The following is a 17,698-nucleotide window of genomic DNA, read 5'->3' as shown; positions in this document are numbered from 1 at the left end:
ACACGTGAACCTTCTGACAGTTTTCCCGAAGCACCCGCATCGATTACCGGGTCGACCGGGGAAATTCCCGAGCCGGTAACGAAATCCGACCCTACGCCGGGGAAAGCAATTCCGATATCCGTTGCCACCGAAGGGCGGATCGGCGCCGTTCCCCCGCCGGCTGGTACCGCTCGTGTGCGCGGGACCACGCCGGTAGAGTCCACAATGGACACATTGGGTTTTCTCAGCAGCGCGGCGCGCGGCGTCGTTACGGGCGATGCGCAGCATCGACGGGGCCGCGTTGCTTCTCCGCTCCAGCTGACGTCTGTGAGGGGAACCCTGAGTCAGATCGGCGGCGAGGTCCGTGAAGAGCTCCTTGCGGGAACCAGATTCCCTCAAGGAGCCCTTCACGGACCTCAGCACGAGAGGATCCTCAGCGCGGGTCGAACCGGCCGAGTTCCATGACTTTCGCCCAGGCAGCGGCGAAGTCCCGGACGAACTTCTCGCGCGCGTCGTCGCCGGCGTAGACCTCGGCGATCGCCCTCAGTTCGGCGTTCGCGCCGAAGACGAGGTCGACCCGGCTCGCCGTCCACTTCGCCTTTCCGGTGGCCCGGTCGCGGCCTTCGTAGCCGTCGCCGCGCGGCTCCCACTCGGTTCCCGTGTCCAGGAGGTTGACGAAGAAGTCGTTCGTCAGAACACCCGGGGCCGCGGTCAAAACCCCGGCTGGGGATCCCCCGTGGTTGGCGCCGAGGACTCGCAATCCGCCGACCAGCACGGTCGTCTCCGGCGCGGTCAGCGTCAGCAGGCTCGCCCGGTCGATCAGCAGGTGTTCCGGGGCCATGCGGTGTCCGCTGCCCAGGTAGTTGCGGAAGCCGTCCGCTGCCGGCTCCAACGCGCCGAAGGACGCGACGTCGGTCCATTCCTGGGTCGCGTCGGTGCGCCCTGGCCGAAACGAGACCTCGACCGGACAGCCTCCCGCCGCGGCGGCTTGTTCCACCGCGGCGCATCCGCCGAGCACGATCAGATCGGCCAGGGAGACGCGTTTGCCGCCTCGCGCGGACGCGGCGAATCGCCGCTGGATCTCTTCCAGCACCGCCAGGACGACGTCCAGCCGCTCAGGTTCGTTCACCGCCCAGCCGCGCTGCGGTTCCAGCCGGATCCGCGCGCCGTTCGCCCCGCCGCGTTTGTCGCTGTCCCGATAGGTCGACGCGGACGCCCATGCCGTGGAAACGAGCTGCGCCACAGTCAGCCCGGAGCGGAGGATTTCCCGTTTGAGCGCACCGATGTCGCCGGAGTCCACGAGTTCGTGGTCCGCCTCCGGCACCGGGTCCTGCCAGATCATCCGTTCCGCCGGGACGAGCGGGCCCAGGTAGCGCTCGATCGGTCCCAGGTCGATGTGCGTCAGCTTGAACCAGGCGCGCGCGAACGCGTCCTCGAACTCCTCCGGGTTCTCGAGGAACCGCCGCGCGATCGGCGCGTAGACCCGGTCCTCCTGCAGCGCGAGGTCGGTGGTGAGCATGACCGGATGGTGTTTCGCGTCCGGGTCGAACGGATCCGGAACGGTGCCCTCGCCCTCGCCGCCGCTCGGGATCCACTGCCACAGGCCCGCCGGGCTGAGCTCGACGTCCCACCGGTACTGGAAAAGCGTCTCGAAAAAGGTGTGGTCCCAGGTGACCGGGGTGCGGGTCCACATGCCCTCCAGCCCGCTGGTCACCGCGTCGGGGCCCTTGCCGCCCAGCCAGCCGAGGCCCTGCGCGGTCAGCGGCGCGCCCTCGGGTTCGGGGCCGCCGGTCGCGTTCGGGTCCGCCGGGCCGTGCGTCTTGCCGAAGGTGTGCCCGCCGCCGATGAGCGCCACGGTTTCCTCGTCGTTCAGCCCCATCCGCTTGAAGGTCTCGCGGATGTCGCGACCGGCCAGCACGGGGTCGGGATTGGTGGCCGGGCCTTGCGGATCGACGTAGACCAGCCCCATTTCCTCCGCCGCCAACGGCTCTTCGAGCTCGTGCAGGCCGTGGTGGCGTTCGTCGGCCAGCCACTTGCGTTCCGGGCCCCAGTACGTCTCGTCGGGCTCCCACACGTCCGCGCGGCCGCCCCCGAACCCGAAAGTCCTGAAGCCCATGGACTCCAGCGCCCGGTTGCCCGCGAAGACCATCAGATCCGCCCAGGAGATCTTGCGGCCGTGCTTGCGCTTCACCGGCCACAGGAGCCGGCGTGCCTTGTCCAGGTTCCGGTTGTCCGGCCAGCTGTTCAACGGAGCGAAGCGCTGCATTCCGGCGCCGGCCCCGCCCCGGCCGTCGCGGACGCGGTAAGTTCCCGCGGCGTGCCAGGCCATCCGCAGCACCAGCGGCCCGTAATGGCCGAAGTCGGCGGGCCACCACTCCTGCGAGGTCGTCAGCACCTCGTCGACGTCCCGCGCGAGTTCGTCGAGATCGAGCGTCGCGAAGTGACGCGCGTAGTCGAAATCCGCGTCCATCGGGTCGCTCGCGGGACCGTTCCGGTGCAGCGCCTTCAGGTCGAGCCGGTGCGGCCACCAGTCGCCGGATGTCCCGCCGGCCACCGGAGGATTCCGCCTGCCGGACCGGCCGGAACCGGCCAGGACCCGGTCGTAGGTGCGATAGACGTGGGTGTCGGGATTCTCGGGCATCGCGGTCCTCCCCCGTCGCTCAGTCGAAGGCGAGCGGCAACAGGATCGCCGCGCCGACGAGCGAGATGCCGCTGAGCAGATCCGCCCGGATCCGGATGACCTTGGCGGCCATCCGGCCGACGAACAGCCCGGCGAGCGACAGCACCACCGTCATCGCGCCGAACGTGAACATCGGGATCACCAAAGAGAATCCGGCGATCCCCAGACCGGCCCCGGCGAGGAAGTTGTCGACGGTGAGCGAAAACGGCAGCCCGAAGAGCGTCACCCACGGATGGTCCAGGTCTTCCGCTTCCGTCTCCGGGTTCCGGATCGCCGAGACGAGGAAGTACAGGCCGTACAGTCCCAGCGCGGCCACGCCGACGTACTCGCCCCAGTCGCCGACGAATTCGCCGAGGTAGCGGCCGACGAACCCGCCCAGCAGCGGGCCCAGTGCGTCCCAGAGTCCGAAGACCAGGGCGACTTGCACCGCTCGGCGCCAGCCGAACGGAATGGTTCCGATCGCGATCGACGAGCGGAAATTGTCCAGGCTGAGGCCGAACGCGAGCGCCACCAGCGGAAGAAATTCAAGATTCACGGGGACCGCCTCTCCAGGGGGATCGAGCGCGCTCGGAGATGGGCGCGAGGTCCCGCGTCCGGAACCTCGCGCCCATGCCTATTCGCGGAACACGGCCGGTGCGGCCGGGCTGTCAGCGCCGGTAGAAGTAGCCGGTGGCCTCAGCACACACCTCGATGACCGTGTACTCCGGGGTTTCCCACATGATGTCGTTCTCCTTCTGCTGGCTGCTCCCGAAAACCGCTCGATCTCGAGGACACCGTCACGAAATCTCCCGGTCACGATCCAGCTTCTTCGCCTTAACACGGCGGCAGCAACCGGCGGTGCACCAGCGGTCGGCAACCGGTGCCGAACGGTGCGCCGCCGTCGACGAGCGGGAGCGGCCGCGCACGCCCTGCGACGGCAGCGACACCCTGGCGCCGGCCTATAAGGCATTCCAATGACTGTCCGGCAAAGGTTTCCCGCCAATCCGCCGGGCACGACACTAGACTCGCCGCCGTGCGAATCTATCTTGGCTCTGATCACGCCGGCCTCGAACTCAAGAACCATTTCGCCGAACGGCTTTCCGGCCTCGGCTACGAAGTGACCGACGTCGGCCCCGCCGCCTACGACGCCGGCGACGACTACCCGCCGTTCTGCGTCGAGGCGGCGCGGCGCGTCGTCGCCGACGAAGGCAGCCTCGGCATCGTCGTCGGCGGTTCGGGCAACGGGGAACAGATCGCCGCCAACAAGGTGCCCGGCGCACGCGCGGCACTGGCCTGGAACGAGGACACCGCCCGGCTGGCACGCCAGCACAACAACGCACTGCTGGCCGGCATCGGCGCGCGGATGCACACCGTCGAGGAGGCCGAGCGCATCGTCGACGCGTTTCTCACCGCCGAATTCGAGGGCGGACGGCACCAGCGCCGGATCGATCTGCTGTCGGAGTACGAACGCACCGGCGAACCGCCTGCCCTGCCCGGAAGATGACCGTCCGCCGCTGTCCGGCGCCGGACAGCGGCGGAGCGATCTTCTCGCTCAGCCAGCAAGCAGAACGCAGCGCGCACCCTTCTCGGCGGCCGCGCCCGGATCACCCCGGACCGGCGACGCCGAGCTGCTGTTCGATCCGCTCCCACAACCGCGCGTCGTCGGAGATCGCCCGGCCGCCGTCGCGAGCCGCCCACGCGCCCGCGACGACGGCCTGGAGCAAGCGGCCGTTGTCACCGCCGCCGGGCAGCGCGGGGATGCCGTCCGGACCGAGGCCGGCGACGCACTCGGCTGAGGTGCTGTCCAGCGGCAGCGCGGGGGCGAGCAGCCCGCTCACATCGGCGGCGACATACGTCGGACGGGAACGCCGCTGCGCGAAAGCCAGATCGCGGAGCCGGGAGGATCCGCTCAGCACGAAAAGCGAGTCAAGGCCGGCGGCGTTCGCCCCCTCGATGTCGGTGCCCAGCAAGTCCCCGCACACCAAGGTGTCCGGCGGAGCAGTGCCCAGCCGAGCGCGAGCCAAGTCGAACAAAGCCGCCTTCGGCTTTCCGACCACGTGCGGGGACGCGCTCGTCGCGGTCTGCACCAAGGCGACCAGCGCGCCGTTGCCCGGAGCCTTCCCGTACGGCGTGGGCAGCGTGCGGTCGACGTTCGTGGCGACCCACACAGCTCCGGCTTCCGCCAAGCAGCCGACAGCCGCGAGTTCCCGCCACGTGATGTCGTAGCCGAGTCCCTGCACGACCGCCTCGACCGGCGCGCCCGCCAAGTCCGCGACCCGGACCGGCGTCAACCCGGCTTCGGCCAGCGCACGGGCAACGCCCGGGCCGCCGACCGCGCACACTCGCGCGCCAGGAGCCAGCCGCCCGGCCAGATACGCCGCGGCCGCCTGGGAACTGGTGACCACCGACCAGTCGTCCCCGGCGAGCCCCAGCTCGAGCAGGTGGTCAGCGACGTCCTCGGGAGGACGGGACGCGTTGTTCGTCGCGAAGACGACCGGCAGTCCGCACGCGGCCGCCTCGTTCAGGGTCTCGACCGCGTGCGGGACAGCGGAAGCCCCGCGGTACACCACTCCGTCGAGGTCGCAGATCAGCCCGCGGTAACGAGCGAGCAGAGGTTCGGCCTCACGCACGGCCGCGCTCCCGGACGTACCGGTGTTCGGACCGGATCGCCCGCACCGTGTCCGGATCCGAGCACAGCACGAGGGACCGAACGGTCGTGCGGCCCGCGCCGTCGTTCCGGACGCCGCGCAGCAGCTCGCTGCTGGTCACCCCGGAGGCACAGAACACCACGCTCTCCTTGCCAACCAGGTCCTCGGTGCGAAGAACCGTGCCCGGCCGCTCCGCGGGGCCTTCCGGCGCCAGCCGCGCCTGCATCGATCCGCCAAGGCAGGACAACGCGGCGGCAGCGATGACTCCTTCCGCGGCGTTCCCGGTGCACAGGAACACGTCGATCGGATGCTCAGGCCTCGCCGCGGCGACCGCGCCCGCGACCTCGCCGCCCTCCACCAAGTGGACCCGCGCACCAGCGTCCTGGATTTCCCGGGCGAGTTCCACGTGCCGGCGTCGATTGAGCGTCGCGACGACGACGTCCGACACCCGCACCCCTTTCGCCCCGGCGATCCTCCGCAGGTTCTCCGCCACCGGGCGGGTGATGTCGACGACGTCCGCGAGGCCGGGGCCGACCGCCAGCTTCTCCATGCTGTGCTGCGAAGCCAGGTCGGCCATGGCGCCGCGCGCGCTGACCGCCACCGCGGTCAATGCGAGCGGCACATCCTTAGCCTCCGACAGCACGCCATCGCCGATGCTGATCGCGATATCGCACACCGGGCCTTCGCCGGTGCCCACCTCCGCGCCGTGGAAGAGGGCGGGGGCATCGTCCTGAGAGCCCGCCCCGAGCACCACTACGCCGTCCATCGCCACCGAGCGCAGCGACGTGTGCATCGCGTCCATGGCGGCTAGTCCGGCGCTGTCGTCGCGGTGCCCGGCCCACCGTACGGCCGCGAGCGCGGCGGCCTCGGTGCCGCGCACGAGTTCGAGGGCAAGGGCGTCGTCCGGGCGCCGGGCAGTCTCCGCGGCGGCGAGGCCCCATTCCTTGCTCTTCATAGACATCCATCCTGTGCGCGAACGGGAGATTCCCTTGGCCCGGCTCGGCCGATGCGAGCCGTGGCTCGCATCGGCCGAGCTTCCTCGTCGGGCGGTCAGCGAGCCGCCGCGTTCGCCACCGCCCGGTCCGACAGCGCCTTCTGCGCGGCTTCCCGCTTGCTCTCGTCGCCTCGCCAGGTCTCCAGCGCCGGCCCGACCAGCGCCCGTCCGAACGAGTAGGTCAGCTCCCACGGAAGCGGGTCGAGCTTCTGCATCGCCGCGAGGTGCTCGGTCGCCTTTTCCGGGCTTTGCCCGCCGGACAGGAAAGCGATGCCTGGCACGAAAGACGGCACCGTCTCCCGCAGAGCGTCCACAGTAGCCTTCGCGACCTCTTCGACCGACGGCTGCTCCGGGCAGTCCTTGCCGGCGACCACCATGTTGGGTTTGAGGACGATGCCGTCGAGCTGCACCTGCATCAGGCTCAGCTCGTCGAACAGCGAGCGCAGGACGGAAGTCGTCACCTGCTTGCACTTCGCCAGCGAGTGGGAACCGTCCATCAGCACCTCGGGCTCGACGATCGGCACGATGCCGCCTTCCTGGCACAGACCGGCATACCGGGCCAGCGCGTGCACGTTGGCCCGCACCGCGCGGTCCGACGGCAGACCGTCGCCGATCGTGATCGTCGCGCGCCACTTGGCGAAGGTCGCCCCGAGCGCCGCGTAGTTCTTCACGCGATCGCGCAGCCCGTCGAGCCCTTCGGTGACGTTCTCGCCCGGCGCCCCCGCCAGCGGCTTCGCCCCGGTGTCGACCTTGATCCCGGCGAGAATGCCGCGGTCGGCGAGAAACTGCGGGAACGTCTGGCCGTTCGACAGCTTCTGGTGGAACGTCTCGTCGGCGAGGATGACGCCGCTGACCGATTCCGGGAGCTTCGGAGTGGTGACGATCAGCTCCCGGTACACGCGCCGGTTCTCCTCGGTCGCTTCGACGCCCACCCCTTCGAGCCGGGAGGACATCGTCCCGATGCTCTCGTCGGCGGCGAGGATTCCGCGCCGGTCGGAGACCATGATGCGAGCGATCTTGTCAAGAGTGGACATCGATTGTTACTCCTCCTGTGCTAGTGACTTTCGGGCCAGGCCGCGGGCCTGGCATGGGACTGCCCTTCGCCGCCGCGATCTCGACCAGCTCCTTCGCGTGGCCGGGCAATCCCCGGCGTTCGCTCCACGCCGCGTAAATCGGCTTCGCCGGCATCTCCTGTTCGACCGGGACCAGCCGCAGCCTGCCGTCCGCGATTTCGGAGCGGACGGTGGAGATGTTCAGCACGGTCACCCGCCTGCCCGCGGCGACCACCTGCTTGACCGCCGCGCTGGACGGGAGTTCGACATAGCTGCGCGAAGCACGCGCGGAACCCAGCAGTTCGTCGGTGAACTCCCGGAGCCCGGATCCCCGCTCGCGCACCACCAGCTGGGCCGAGGCGAGCTCCTCCACCGTCACCGGACCGGGGCGCTTCGCCCACGGATGCACCGCCCCGACGACCACGGCCAGCTTGTCGTCGCAGATGTACCGAGTGACCAGGCCTTCCCGGAACTGTTTCGGCAGCTGGCTTCCGGCCTGGCACCAGCCGTCGATGAACGCCACGTCGGCCTGGTCCGCCCGGATCAGCTGCCGCAGCTCGTCGACGCGGCCGGTCCGCACCTCCACCCGCACCTCGCCGAACGAGAGCCCGGACCGGTTCAGCCATTCCGGGATCAGGTGCTCGGACACGCCCGGGCTGCCCGCGACCCGCAACCGGCTCGCGCCGGACGAACCGGAGCCGAACTCCAGCAGCTCCCGCGCCGCGTGCATCACGTTGCGGGCGTACTTCGCGAGCATTTCCCCTTCCTCGGTCAGCTTCGACCCGGTCGGGGAACGTTCGAGCAGCCGCAGGCCGAGCCTGCGTTCCATGGCACTGATCCGGATGCTGGCCGCGGGCTGGGAAAGGCTGTGCGCCTGCGCCGCCTTCCCCACGCTGCCGTAGCGTTCGACGGACAGCAGCAGGTCGAGGTCGGCGAGCTGAGGCATTTTTGAGGGAAGAACCACGATTTCCCCCTCTCGCTCCGGAATACGTCGTACTGTGCCTGAGAAAGCAGCGCTGACGGTGCGCGGACTGCGCGACCCGCGGTCACGGGACCCGCGGTGTGCACTGAGCCTGCACTGGCCGGTGAGCCTGGTCAATCCGAGGGACACGAACGTAGCCGCTGCGAAGACGAACGGTGCACAGTACGTCACCTGCGGGGGTTTCCGGCCTTCCCCGCTGACCGCCGAGCGGCGAAACGCCTTGGCGGATAAGGGTTTTATCCCGCTCGGCACCGAAAAACCGCCGTCCGTGGCTATTTCCCGTCCGTCCGGCTCAGATCGGTGGCCGCACTCGCGCCGCGTCGCGGATGCTTCCCGGCGAAGCACTCGCCCGGAATCCTTCTACAGGAGGAAATAACGTGAAGTGGGAAACGCCGGAGTACACGGTCGTCGAGGTTTGCGCTGAAGCCACTGGTTACTTCTACCGAGGCTGACAGCCACTCCAGCCGGCGCAAGGCTTCAGTCTGCCCACGCGACTGAAGCCTTGCGCCTTCCATTCAGTGCGTTCGAAGCGCGGTGTCGCACGCGCGCGCCGCACGCATGATCAGCAGTTCGGTGCGCTCCTCACGGAGGACCTTCACCACGTTCCGCGGCAGCACCGTGCTTTCCAGCAGGCTGTCAGTACCCGCCAGCACGCGCTGCTCAGCGGTGGTGAAATGGGGATAGAGCGCGCGAGCGAAGGCCACCGCGAACTCCGGTTCGACGGCGCCCGGCATGCTTTCCAGCGTCCTCAAGTAGCGGTCCGCATACGGGGTGAGCAGTTCCTCTTGCTCGGGCTGCGCCAGTCCCGCCATGACGGCTTTCCGCTCGGCGAGCGAAAATTCGCCGTTGAACAGCCGCTCCCAGCCCGCTTCCTTGGCTGCCGCCGCGGGCCGGGCGGCCTCCGCGGTCAAAGCGTTCCGGCGGCCGCTGTCACCGGGATCCGCATCCACCGCGACATCCAGGCATCCGTCGAGGTCTTGTCCCGTCGACGCGAGGCGGAACACCGCGCGCCAGCGCAGATCCCGATCCACTTCCAGGTCCGCCCACGGGGATCGTCCGTACGCGATTTCGCTCAGCAGACGGTGTTCCCCGGCCGGGACGACGCCGACCAGGGCACGGGCGAAGACCAGTTGGCGATCGCTCCCCGGAGCTTCGGCGGCCAGCAGTGTCCGCACCCGGTGCGCCAGCGTCGCCAGCATCTCCGTGCGGCGGAAAGGATCCCCGTAAACGCGGACCGCCCGCACCGCGCGATCCAGCAGCGCTTCCAGTATCCCGGCGTCGCTCTCCCCCGGGCCGTGCGCGAGAACGGCCGAGGCGTAGCTCCGCGCCGGCAAGCGCGCGTCGAGCACCTCGTCCCACAACGCTCCCCAGACGACCGCCCGCACCCGCTGATCATCCACCGCGGACAAGCTCGCCAGCGCCTTCTGCCGGGACCGGGCGTCCAGCCGGACCTTGACGTGGCTCACCGCGTCGTCGTTGGGCACCACCAGATCGGCATCGCCGAAGCCGGTCAGCTCGCGCTCGGCCGAATCGAGCGAAACGTGCGCGCGGCGCCGCAGCACCATCTCGCCCTCGCGGTCGTCGAACGCGGCGACCCGGAGGTTCAGCCGCCGCGGCGGAACATCCGCGTGCTGGACAAGCCGGTCCCGGACCATTTCGACGGTATTGACGCCGCTGCTCAGCAGCCATTCCTCGACCCACCGGCCGACCTCTTCGCCTGAAGCCCGCTGCAGCGCGGCCACGAAGTCGCCGAGACCGGCGTTGCCCCACGCGTGCGTCCGGAGGTAACTCCGCACCCCCGCGACGAACGAGTCCCAGCCCAGCCGCTCCGCCAGCTCGTGCAGGACCGCCGCGCCTTTCCGGTACACGATCGGGCCGAAGTTCGAGCGCGCCGCGTCGGTGTCGGGCGTCGCCACCCGGATCGCGTGGCTCGTCGGCAACTGGTCAGCGTGCCGGGCGAGGGGAAGGTTGTGATGCGCGAAGCCGGTCCAGCCTTCGCCGTACCGCGTCGCTTCAGGCTGCGCGACGACCGACATCATGGTCGCGAATGCCTCGTTCAGCCACAGATCGTCCCACCAGCGCATCGTCACGCAGTCGCCGAACCACATGTGCGCCATCTCGTGCGTCAGCAGTTCGGCTCGCCTTCGCCGCGTGTCCTCGGTGACCCGGTGCCGGAACAGAAACCGCTCGTTGAGCGTGACGCAGCCCGGGTGCTCCATGCCGCCGAACGCGTACTCGGGGGCGAAAACGTGGTCGTACTTGGCGAACGGGTACGGCAGGTCGAACAGCCGGCGGTAAAAGTCGAGCCCGCGGCGGACCACGTCGAAGAGCTCGGGCGCCTGGCGGGTCAATGCGCGGTAGAGGGAGTTCCGCGCGTAGAGGCCCAGCGGCAGTCCGTCGTGCAAGGCTTGGACGCGACGGAACGGGCCGGCGGCGAAGGCCGTCAAGTAGGTCGGCAGCGGCGGTGTGGGCGCGAAACGCCAGCTGGTGCGGTCACCCTCCAGCGGCACCAGCTTTTTCGGGTCGGTGTTGGCGACCACCGTCCAGTGATCCGGCGCGGTCACGGTCAGGCCGGTCGTCGCTTTCAGGTCCGGCTGGTCGAAACAGGCGAAGACGGTGTGCGCCGCGAAAGGCTCGAACTTGGTGTGCAGGTAGACCTGCCCGTCGAGCGGGTCGCGGAAACGGTGCAAGCCCTCGCCGGTGCGCGAATACGGAGCGGTCCCGGCCACGCGCACCGTGTTCTCCCCCGGCCTCGCGATCAGCCGGATGCGGGTCCCGGCCTGTGCCGCCGGCCCCAGTTCGCGGTCATTGCACTCCACCGACGCGGCTGTTCCCGCGAAGTCGAGGAAGACCTCGCCAGGCTCTGCGCGGAAGCGGACGACGGTGCTCGTCGCGAACTCGTGCTCGCCCGTCGTCAGGTCGAGTTCCACCTCGTACCGGACGTGCGAGACCCTCGCGGACCGCGCCGACGCCTCTTCCTCCGTGAGTTTGGTGCCTGCCGGCGACATCCGTCAGTGCCTCCGCACGGCGGGACGCCGGTAAACCAGGTCCGCCGCTTCGCCGTCGCTGTGGTTGGCGCGGACCAGAGCATCCTGGACCAGGTGATGGTCCGGCGAGTGCTGGCACACCGGATCGGTGCGCGCCGCGTCGCCGGTCAACGCGAACGCCTGGCAACGGCAGCCGCCGAAGTCGATCTCCTTGCGCGGACAGCTCTGACACGGATCCGGCATCCACGCCGTTCCCCGGAAGGCCTGGAACGCCTCGGATTTCGTCCAGATCCACTCCAGGTCGTGGTCGCGGACCGAGGAGAAGGCCATCGTGGTGATCTCGGCGGCCACCGGACACGGGTACACGGTGCCGTCCGGTGCGACGGTCAGCGCGTTCTGCGCCCATCCGCCCATGCACGGCTTCGGGTAGGGCTCGTAGTAGTCCGGGAGAATCCAGAGAAGTTCCATCCGCTCCCCCAGTTCGGCCTTCCGGCGCTCGTACACGGCGACCGCGTCGTCCAGCTGGGCCTTGCTCGGCATCAGCCGCTCGCGGTTGCGGAGCGCCCAGCCGTAGTACTGGCTGTTGGCGAGTTCCAGCCGCTCGGCTCCCCATTCCGCGCAGACGTCGATGATCGCGTCGAGCCGTTCGAGGTTCAGCCGGTGCAGCACCACGTTCATGTTCAACGGCAGGCCGGCGTCGCGGATGATGCGCGCGGCGGCCTCCTTCTTGTCGAACCGCTTGCTGGCCGCGACCAGGTTCGTCGACTCGGCGGCGTCGCCCTGAATGCTCAGCTGGGCGCTGTTGAGGCCGGCCGCGACCAGAGATTCCGCCCGGCTCTCTGTCAGCCCTAGACCGCTGGTGATCAGGTTCGTGTACAGCCCGAGGCCGCGGCATTCGGCGACCAGCGTCTCCAGATCGCCGCGCACCAGCGGTTCGCCGCCGGAAAAGTGCACCTGCACGACACCGAGCCCGGCGGCCTCGCGGATCACCCGCACCCAGTCCTCGGTGGCCAGCTCGTCCTGCCGGTCGAGCAGCTTCAGCGGGTTCGAGCAGTAGACGCAATGCAGCGGACACTGATGCGTGACCTCGGCGAGCAGGCCGTAGGGCTGCGGCAGGCCGGTCATGCGACCACCACCCAGCCCCGGCCTCGCGCGTCGTGCAGGAATTTCATCACGTCGTTCGCGAGATCGGCTGCCTGGAAGTCGCGTTCGAGCTGGTCGACCACTTGCCGCACGGTCCGGCTGCCGTCGCACAGTCCCAGTATCGCCGCCCCGGATTTGTTCAGCAGGACCACGCGTTCGGGCAACAGGAGCAATTCGACGTCCCGGACGTTGTCGTGCTTGAGCATCGCCTTCGTCGCCAGCTTCGGCACGGCGGTCAGTTCCGGCTCGTTCATCACGAACTCTTGCGGTAGGCGAGTTCCACGGCGTCCAGCAGGCTCCAGAGCACGTCGCACTTGAACTCCAGCGCTCGGCCGCACGCTTCCTGCTGCTGCTCGGTCTTCGCGTTTTCGACCACCAATTCGAGCAGGTGCGCGATGTCCTTGGGCTGCTGAGTGAGCCGCGCCCGGAAGTAGTCCAGGCCCTCCGCCGCGATCCAGGGGTAATGGCGCTGAACATCGGTGATGCGCCTGCTGAGCAGGTCCGGCGCGAACAGTTCCGTCAGAGCCGACGCGACCGCCTCCAGCCACGGCTTCTGGCGGCAGAAGTCGACGTACGCGTCGACCGCGAACCGCACGCCGGGCAGAACGGTGTCCACGTCGTACAGTTCTTCCCGGCTCAAGCCGACTGCTTTCCCCAAGCGGACCCACTTTTCGAGGCCGCCTTCGTCGCCGGTGCGGCCGTCGTGGTCGGTGATCCGCGTGATCCACCTGCGCCGGTCGTCCCGGCCAGGGAGCTTGGTCAGGATGAACGCGTCCTTCTTCGGGAGATTCATCTGATAGTAGAAGCGGTTCCGCACCCATCCGCGAAATTCCGCCTCGGACAGCTCGCCCGCGTGCATCCGCTCGTTGAACGGGTGCAGATGGTGGTACCGCTTCTCTCCGATGGACCGCAGGTACGCTTCGAACTCCTCGGCAGACCTGACGCTCATACTTCCACCTCCAAGCCGGCTCGGCCGATTTCGATGCCCAAGTCCGTCACCCAGCGCCGTTCCGGGGACTCTTCGTCGAGAATCGGATTCGTGTTGTTGATGTGCGTGTAGATCTTTCGCTTCGCGGGCAGCGCGGCGAGCGCGCGAGCCGATCCGCCGTCCCCGCTGACCGGCAGGTGCCCCATCGACCGGCCGGTCCGGTTTCCCGCGCCGGTCTTGGACATTTCGTCGTCCGTCCAGAACGTCCCGTCCACGAACACGCAGTCGGCCGACGCCACCTGCTGCTCGAACTTCTCGTCCCATCGCGGCACCGTCGGCGCGTAGACCGCGATCCCGCCGGTCAGCTTGTCTTCCAGGCGATAGCCGACCTCCCATTCCGCCGGCTGTTCGCGGAGCTGGGAATTCCCCACGTAGCGGGGAGCCTTGGAACCGGTCAGGAAGGGGGTCGCGCGCACCCGGTCGTCCAGATCGACCGGCTCGCCCGCCCGGACCTCGGACCAGGAGATGTCGGCGTAGTCGCTCAGCAGCTGCCGCACCGGGAACCAGAGGTTCAACGCCTCCAGCACGGGAAAGGTCCCGTGCACCGTCAGCGACGATTCCTCGCGCAGCATCAGCAGGCCGATGGTGTGGTCGAATTCCGCGTCGGTCAGCACGACCCCGGCGACCGGCGTCTCCCGGATGCCCGGACCGGGATGCAGCACGGGATCCGCCGCGATCTGGTGGAGGGCGTCGGGAGTCGCGTTGAACAGGAACCACCGCTCGCCGTCGCCGGAAACCGCTATCCCGGCGTGCGCCGTCGCGTGCTCCGGCTTCGCGCGGGCCTTGCCGCACCCGGCGCAGGCGCAATTCCACTGCGGATAGCCGCCGCCCGCGGCGGCCCCGAGGCAATGAATCAACATTCGTCAACGCCGGCCACGAGGCACGGAAGGCACTTCGGCCACAATGGAATCCGGCAATTCGCGCCTCATAAGGTCCTCCCGCACGGTCGACCGGCGACAACGGCAGGACAAACAGGCGCCGTTGCCCGCCGAGGGCTCCGCCGGCGCGATTATCCGGTATCGTCGCCCTGAACTCGGCTATTCTCCGGAGAGCTTCTTCGCTCGCATCGGGGCCTGGCAACCGCTCGAGCACGACCGGAGCCGAATCACGGACGAACGGCGGCCGCGCCGAGACGAGCGGGAAGCCGTGCGCACGAGCGCCGGCGAAAGCCGGGAAGCGGGCGTGACCTGCAGATCGCCGACGCTCCCCGCACCGGCCGGCCGAGGTCTGCCGGGTCGCGAAGGCCCGGACCGCCGCGCCTCGGCGGCCCACGGTTATTGATTGTGCCTATCGGGGGATTGTTTTTCCTCATGCGGCGAAGCATTGCCGGGCGCCGGCGGCGGGGTGATGGTTGGTGGCCTGTCGCGTTTTCCTTTTCTACCGTGAGGAGTTTGTTGTGCGGTTGCAGGTTGCGTTGGATGTGCTGGATGTGGGTTCGGCGTTGGCGTTGGCGCGTCAGGTGGCGGGGGAGGTGGATATTTTGGAGCTGGGGACGCCGTTGGTGAAGTCGGCGGGGATTTCGGCGGTGACGGCGGTGAAGGCGGCGCATCCGGACAAGCTGGTGTTCGCGGATTTGAAGACGGCGGACGCGGGGGAGCTGGAGGCGACGCTGGCGTTCGAGGCGGGGGCGGATCTGGTGACGGTGATGGGGGCGGCGGACGACGACACGGTGCGGGGTGCGGTGGCGGCGGGTCGCAAGTACGGGAAGGAGGTGGTGGCGGACATGATTTCGGTGACCGAGGGCCGGGTGGCGCGGATCCGGGAGGTGGCGAAGCTGGGGGTGTCGTTCGTGGAGATCCACGCGGGTTTGGACGAGCAGGCGCGTCCGGGGTATTCGATCGAGGCGTTGCTGGCCGACGGGCGGGAGGCGGGGGTGGCGTTCTCGATCGCGGGCGGGGTGAAGGCCGCGACGATCGGGTTGGTGAAGGAGGCGGGCGCGGCGGTGGCGGTGGTCGGGGGCGGGATCTACAACGCGCCCGATCCCGCCGCCGCGGCCCGCGAACTCCGCCGCCTCACCGCCTGACCACACCCGCCCGATCGGAACAGAAGGGAGTCGGCGTGGAAGTCCAGAACCCCGCCGCGGGCAGCACTTACGGCTCGTTGCTGCTGCAGGCCGCCGGAGTGCTGCGGCTGCGCTACGTGGAATGCCGGCGGGACACCAGCTTGTCCCCGGAGGCGGCGGGCGAACTCGCGACCGTCTTCGAGGCGCTCGCCCAAGGCGAGCCCGCGTTCGACCAGATCGACCCGAAAGAAGCGATCGCACTGGCGAACCGGCTGATCGACGACGACCATCCGGAGCTTTCCCGCCTGTGGCCCACGACCCGGTAACCCGTCCGCGGATCATTCGCAACTCAACGAGGAGTACACGATGACGACTGCCGAAGCCACCGAAGCGCCCGCACGCACCATTCCCGAGGGCGATCCCGCTCTGATCGGCGTGCCGACCTTCATCGTCGGCGCCACCGCGCTCGGCCTGGTGCTGACCGGCTACGTCCCGGCCGGCGCCGTCGGGGCCTCGATCGCGATCATCCTGCCCGCCACCGGCCTCGGCCAGCTTGTCGCCGCGGTATGGGCCGCCGCGCAGGGCCAGAGCGCCGTAGCCTCCGTGTTCGGCATCTTCGCCGGATTCTGGCTCAGCTACGCGGTGCTGGTGCTCGGCCTGACCCACAACTGGTTCGGCATCCCCGCCGACGCCGCGGTGTCCACCCAGGGGCTGTTCCTGACCGCCTGGCTGGTCATGATCGTCCTGCTGACACTGGCCAGCCTGCGCCTGCCCGCCGCGTTCACCCTTCTCTTCGCGCTGATCGACCTCGCGCTCGCACTCGTGCTGTTCGGCACCGTGAACGGCTCCGCGAGCCTCACCACCGTGGGCGGATATGTCGTCTTCGCGTTCACCGCGGTCGGGGTGTACCTCTTCCTCGGCGCGATGTCCGCGGCGACGGGCGGCCGCTCGCTGCCGCTGGGCCGGCCAGTACTGAGCTGACCCGGGACGGGGCGGCCGCCCGGCCGCCCCGTTTTCGCGTGTACCGCAAAGGAGTTGATCTGTGACCTCGCCGACCTTCGTCGTCATCGGAGCCGGACTGGCTGGGGCAAAAGGGGCGGAAGCGTTACGGGACAAGGGGTTCGACGGCCGGATAGTCCTGGTCGGAGACGAGGAGCATCTGCCCTACGAACGGCCGGCGCTGTCGAAAGACTATCTGGCGGGCAACGTCTCCCGCGACAGCCTGTACGTCCACGACGCGACCTGGTACGCCGAACAGCGCATCGAACTGCGCCCCGGAGTCCGCGCGACCGGCATCGACCGGGCGGCGCACCAGGTGCGGCTTTCCGACGGCACCGGCCTCGACTACGCGAAACTGCTTCTGGCCACCGGTGCCAGCGCACGCACGCTCCCCGGCGCCAACGGGGTCCGCTACCTGCGCCGCCTCGAAGATTCCGATTGGCTCAAGGGTTTGTTCACGACCGCGAGCAGCCTGGTCGTGCTCGGCGCCGGCTGGATCGGGCTGGAGACCGCGGCCGCCGCCCGCCGCGCAGGGCTCGACGTGACCGTTGTGGAAGCTCTCCCCCAGCCGCTGCTGCTCGCGCTCGGCCCCGAAGTCGCCGCGGTCTTCGCCGAATCGCACCTGCGGCACGGTGTCGATCTGCACCTCGGCGTCCAGGTCGACCGGGTCGAGCGAGGCAAGCGCGTCAAGCTCGCCGACGGCACCGTCCTCGAGGCCGACGCGGTCGTCGCCGGGATCGGCGCTCAGCCCAACACCGGCATCGCGCGCGCCTGCGGGCTGCGAGCCGGCAACGGCGTGCTGGTGGACGCGAGCCTGCGCACCAGCGACCCGGACATTTTCGCCGCCGGGGACGTCGCCAACGCCTACCATCCGCACCTGGGCCGCCACGTGCGCGTCGAGCACTGGGCGAACGCGCTCAACCAGCCCGCGGTCGCCGCCGCGGGCATGCTCGGCAAGAACGACGTCTACGACGAACTGCCGTACTTCTACACCGACCAATACGACCTGGGCATGGAGTTCCTCGGCACGATCGACGGCTACGACCGCGTCGTCTTCCGCGGCGACGTGCCCGGCCTCGAGTTCATCGCCTTCTGGCTCAAGGACAACCGGGTCGTCGCCGGGATGAACGTCAACATCTGGGAAGTCACTGAGCCGGTCAAAGCGCTCATCCGCTCCCGCCGCCCGATCGACCCGGACCGCCTCGCCGACCCCGGGACACCGCTCGACCGCCTCGCGGCCCCCTGAGGACAGCGGAAGGCCGCGC

16 protein-coding genes are annotated in these 17,698 nt (G+C 69.3%); 5 read left to right on the top strand and 11 right to left on the bottom strand.

Annotated elements, in window-relative coordinates; translation table 11 throughout:
- Nucleotides 1-412: 412 nt before the first annotated feature.
- Nucleotides 413-2,620, bottom strand: a complete 2,208-nt coding sequence (gene katG / locus DMP23_RS09665) for a catalase/peroxidase HPI (protein WP_337820834.1) — start codon at nucleotides 2,618-2,620, stop codon at nucleotides 413-415.
- Nucleotides 2,621-2,639: 19 nt separating this feature from the next.
- Nucleotides 2,640-3,194 (bottom strand): manganese efflux pump MntP, encoded by a 555-nt coding sequence (locus DMP23_RS09660; RefSeq protein WP_337820833.1) that lies wholly within the window; start codon nucleotides 3,192-3,194, stop codon nucleotides 2,640-2,642.
- A gap of 477 nt (nucleotides 3,195-3,671) precedes the next feature.
- Between DMP23_RS09660 and DMP23_RS09655 the strand changes: the two genes are divergently transcribed.
- A complete protein-coding gene (locus tag DMP23_RS09655; RefSeq protein ID WP_337820832.1) occupies nucleotides 3,672-4,142 on the top strand; it encodes a ribose-5-phosphate isomerase in 471 nt (156 codons plus the stop codon).
- Between the two features lie 100 nt (nucleotides 4,143-4,242).
- On the opposite strand, the gene DMP23_RS09650 is transcribed toward DMP23_RS09655, so the two are convergent.
- From DMP23_RS09650 to pqqB, 9 genes are all read right to left on the bottom strand, one after another.
- A complete protein-coding gene (locus DMP23_RS09650; RefSeq protein ID WP_336162238.1) occupies nucleotides 4,243-5,268 on the bottom strand; it encodes an HAD-IIA family hydrolase in 1,026 nt (341 codons plus the stop codon).
- Nucleotides 5,261-6,241 carry a fructose-bisphosphatase class II gene (locus DMP23_RS09645; protein WP_337820831.1) on the bottom strand — a complete coding sequence of 327 codons (981 nt, stop codon included), beginning with the start codon at nucleotides 6,239-6,241 and terminating at the stop codon, nucleotides 5,261-5,263. The genes DMP23_RS09650 and DMP23_RS09645 overlap by 8 nt, the downstream gene beginning before the upstream one ends.
- 95 nt (nucleotides 6,242-6,336) lie before the next feature.
- A complete protein-coding gene (locus DMP23_RS09640) occupies nucleotides 6,337-7,314 on the bottom strand; it encodes a class I fructose-bisphosphate aldolase (protein WP_238605286.1) in 978 nt (325 codons plus the stop codon).
- A complete protein-coding gene (locus DMP23_RS09635) occupies nucleotides 7,301-8,278 on the bottom strand; it encodes a LysR family transcriptional regulator (RefSeq protein ID WP_037820728.1) in 978 nt (325 codons plus the stop codon). The genes DMP23_RS09640 and DMP23_RS09635 overlap by 14 nt, the downstream gene beginning before the upstream one ends.
- A 551-nt stretch (nucleotides 8,279-8,829) precedes the next feature.
- Nucleotides 8,830-11,322, bottom strand: a complete 2,493-nt coding sequence (gene pepN / locus DMP23_RS09630; RefSeq protein ID WP_337820830.1) for an aminopeptidase N — start codon at nucleotides 11,320-11,322, stop codon at nucleotides 8,830-8,832.
- Between the two features lie 3 nt (nucleotides 11,323-11,325).
- Complete coding sequence (pqqE, locus tag DMP23_RS09625; protein ID WP_167756686.1) at nucleotides 11,326-12,426, bottom strand: pyrroloquinoline quinone biosynthesis protein PqqE; 1,101 nt, start codon at nucleotides 12,424-12,426, stop codon at nucleotides 11,326-11,328.
- On the bottom strand, nucleotides 12,423-12,698 hold the full coding sequence (pqqD, locus tag DMP23_RS09620) for a pyrroloquinoline quinone biosynthesis peptide chaperone PqqD (RefSeq protein WP_037820723.1): 276 nt from the start codon (nucleotides 12,696-12,698) through the stop codon (nucleotides 12,423-12,425). Before pqqD ends, pqqE begins: the two co-directional genes overlap by 4 nt.
- Nucleotides 12,698-13,393, bottom strand: a complete 696-nt coding sequence (gene pqqC / locus DMP23_RS09615; RefSeq protein WP_337820829.1) for a pyrroloquinoline-quinone synthase PqqC — start codon at nucleotides 13,391-13,393, stop codon at nucleotides 12,698-12,700. Before pqqC ends, pqqD begins: the two co-directional genes overlap by 1 nt.
- On the bottom strand, nucleotides 13,390-14,292 hold the full coding sequence (gene pqqB / locus DMP23_RS09610) for a pyrroloquinoline quinone biosynthesis protein PqqB (protein WP_337820828.1): 903 nt from the start codon (nucleotides 14,290-14,292) through the stop codon (nucleotides 13,390-13,392). Before pqqB ends, pqqC begins: the two co-directional genes overlap by 4 nt.
- 536 nt (nucleotides 14,293-14,828) lie before the next feature.
- On the opposite strand from pqqB, the gene hxlA reads away from it, so the two are divergent.
- From hxlA to DMP23_RS09590, 4 genes are all read left to right on the top strand, one after another.
- Entirely contained in the window at nucleotides 14,829-15,455 is a 627-nt protein-coding gene (gene hxlA / locus DMP23_RS09605; protein WP_051729834.1) for a 3-hexulose-6-phosphate synthase, read from the top strand.
- A 35-nt stretch (nucleotides 15,456-15,490) separates the two neighbouring features.
- A complete protein-coding gene (locus DMP23_RS09600) occupies nucleotides 15,491-15,760 on the top strand; it encodes a hypothetical protein (RefSeq protein WP_337820827.1) in 270 nt (89 codons plus the stop codon).
- A 40-nt stretch (nucleotides 15,761-15,800) separates the two neighbouring features.
- Complete coding sequence (locus tag DMP23_RS09595) at nucleotides 15,801-16,415, top strand: GPR1/FUN34/YaaH family transporter (protein WP_134667817.1); 615 nt, start codon at nucleotides 15,801-15,803, stop codon at nucleotides 16,413-16,415.
- Nucleotides 16,416-16,476: 61 nt separating this feature from the next.
- Nucleotides 16,477-17,679 (top strand): NAD(P)/FAD-dependent oxidoreductase, encoded by a 1,203-nt coding sequence (locus DMP23_RS09590; RefSeq protein ID WP_134667818.1) that lies wholly within the window; start codon nucleotides 16,477-16,479, stop codon nucleotides 17,677-17,679.
- The last annotated feature ends 19 nt before the right edge of the window (nucleotides 17,680-17,698 follow it).

This window comes from Amycolatopsis sp. A1MSW2902 (assembly GCF_017312175.1).
GTDB lineage: Bacteria > Actinomycetota > Actinomycetes > Mycobacteriales > Pseudonocardiaceae > Amycolatopsis > Amycolatopsis nivea.
The sequence above is the reverse complement of the archived record's forward strand: the minus strand, read 5'-3'. Positions and strand labels throughout refer to the sequence as shown.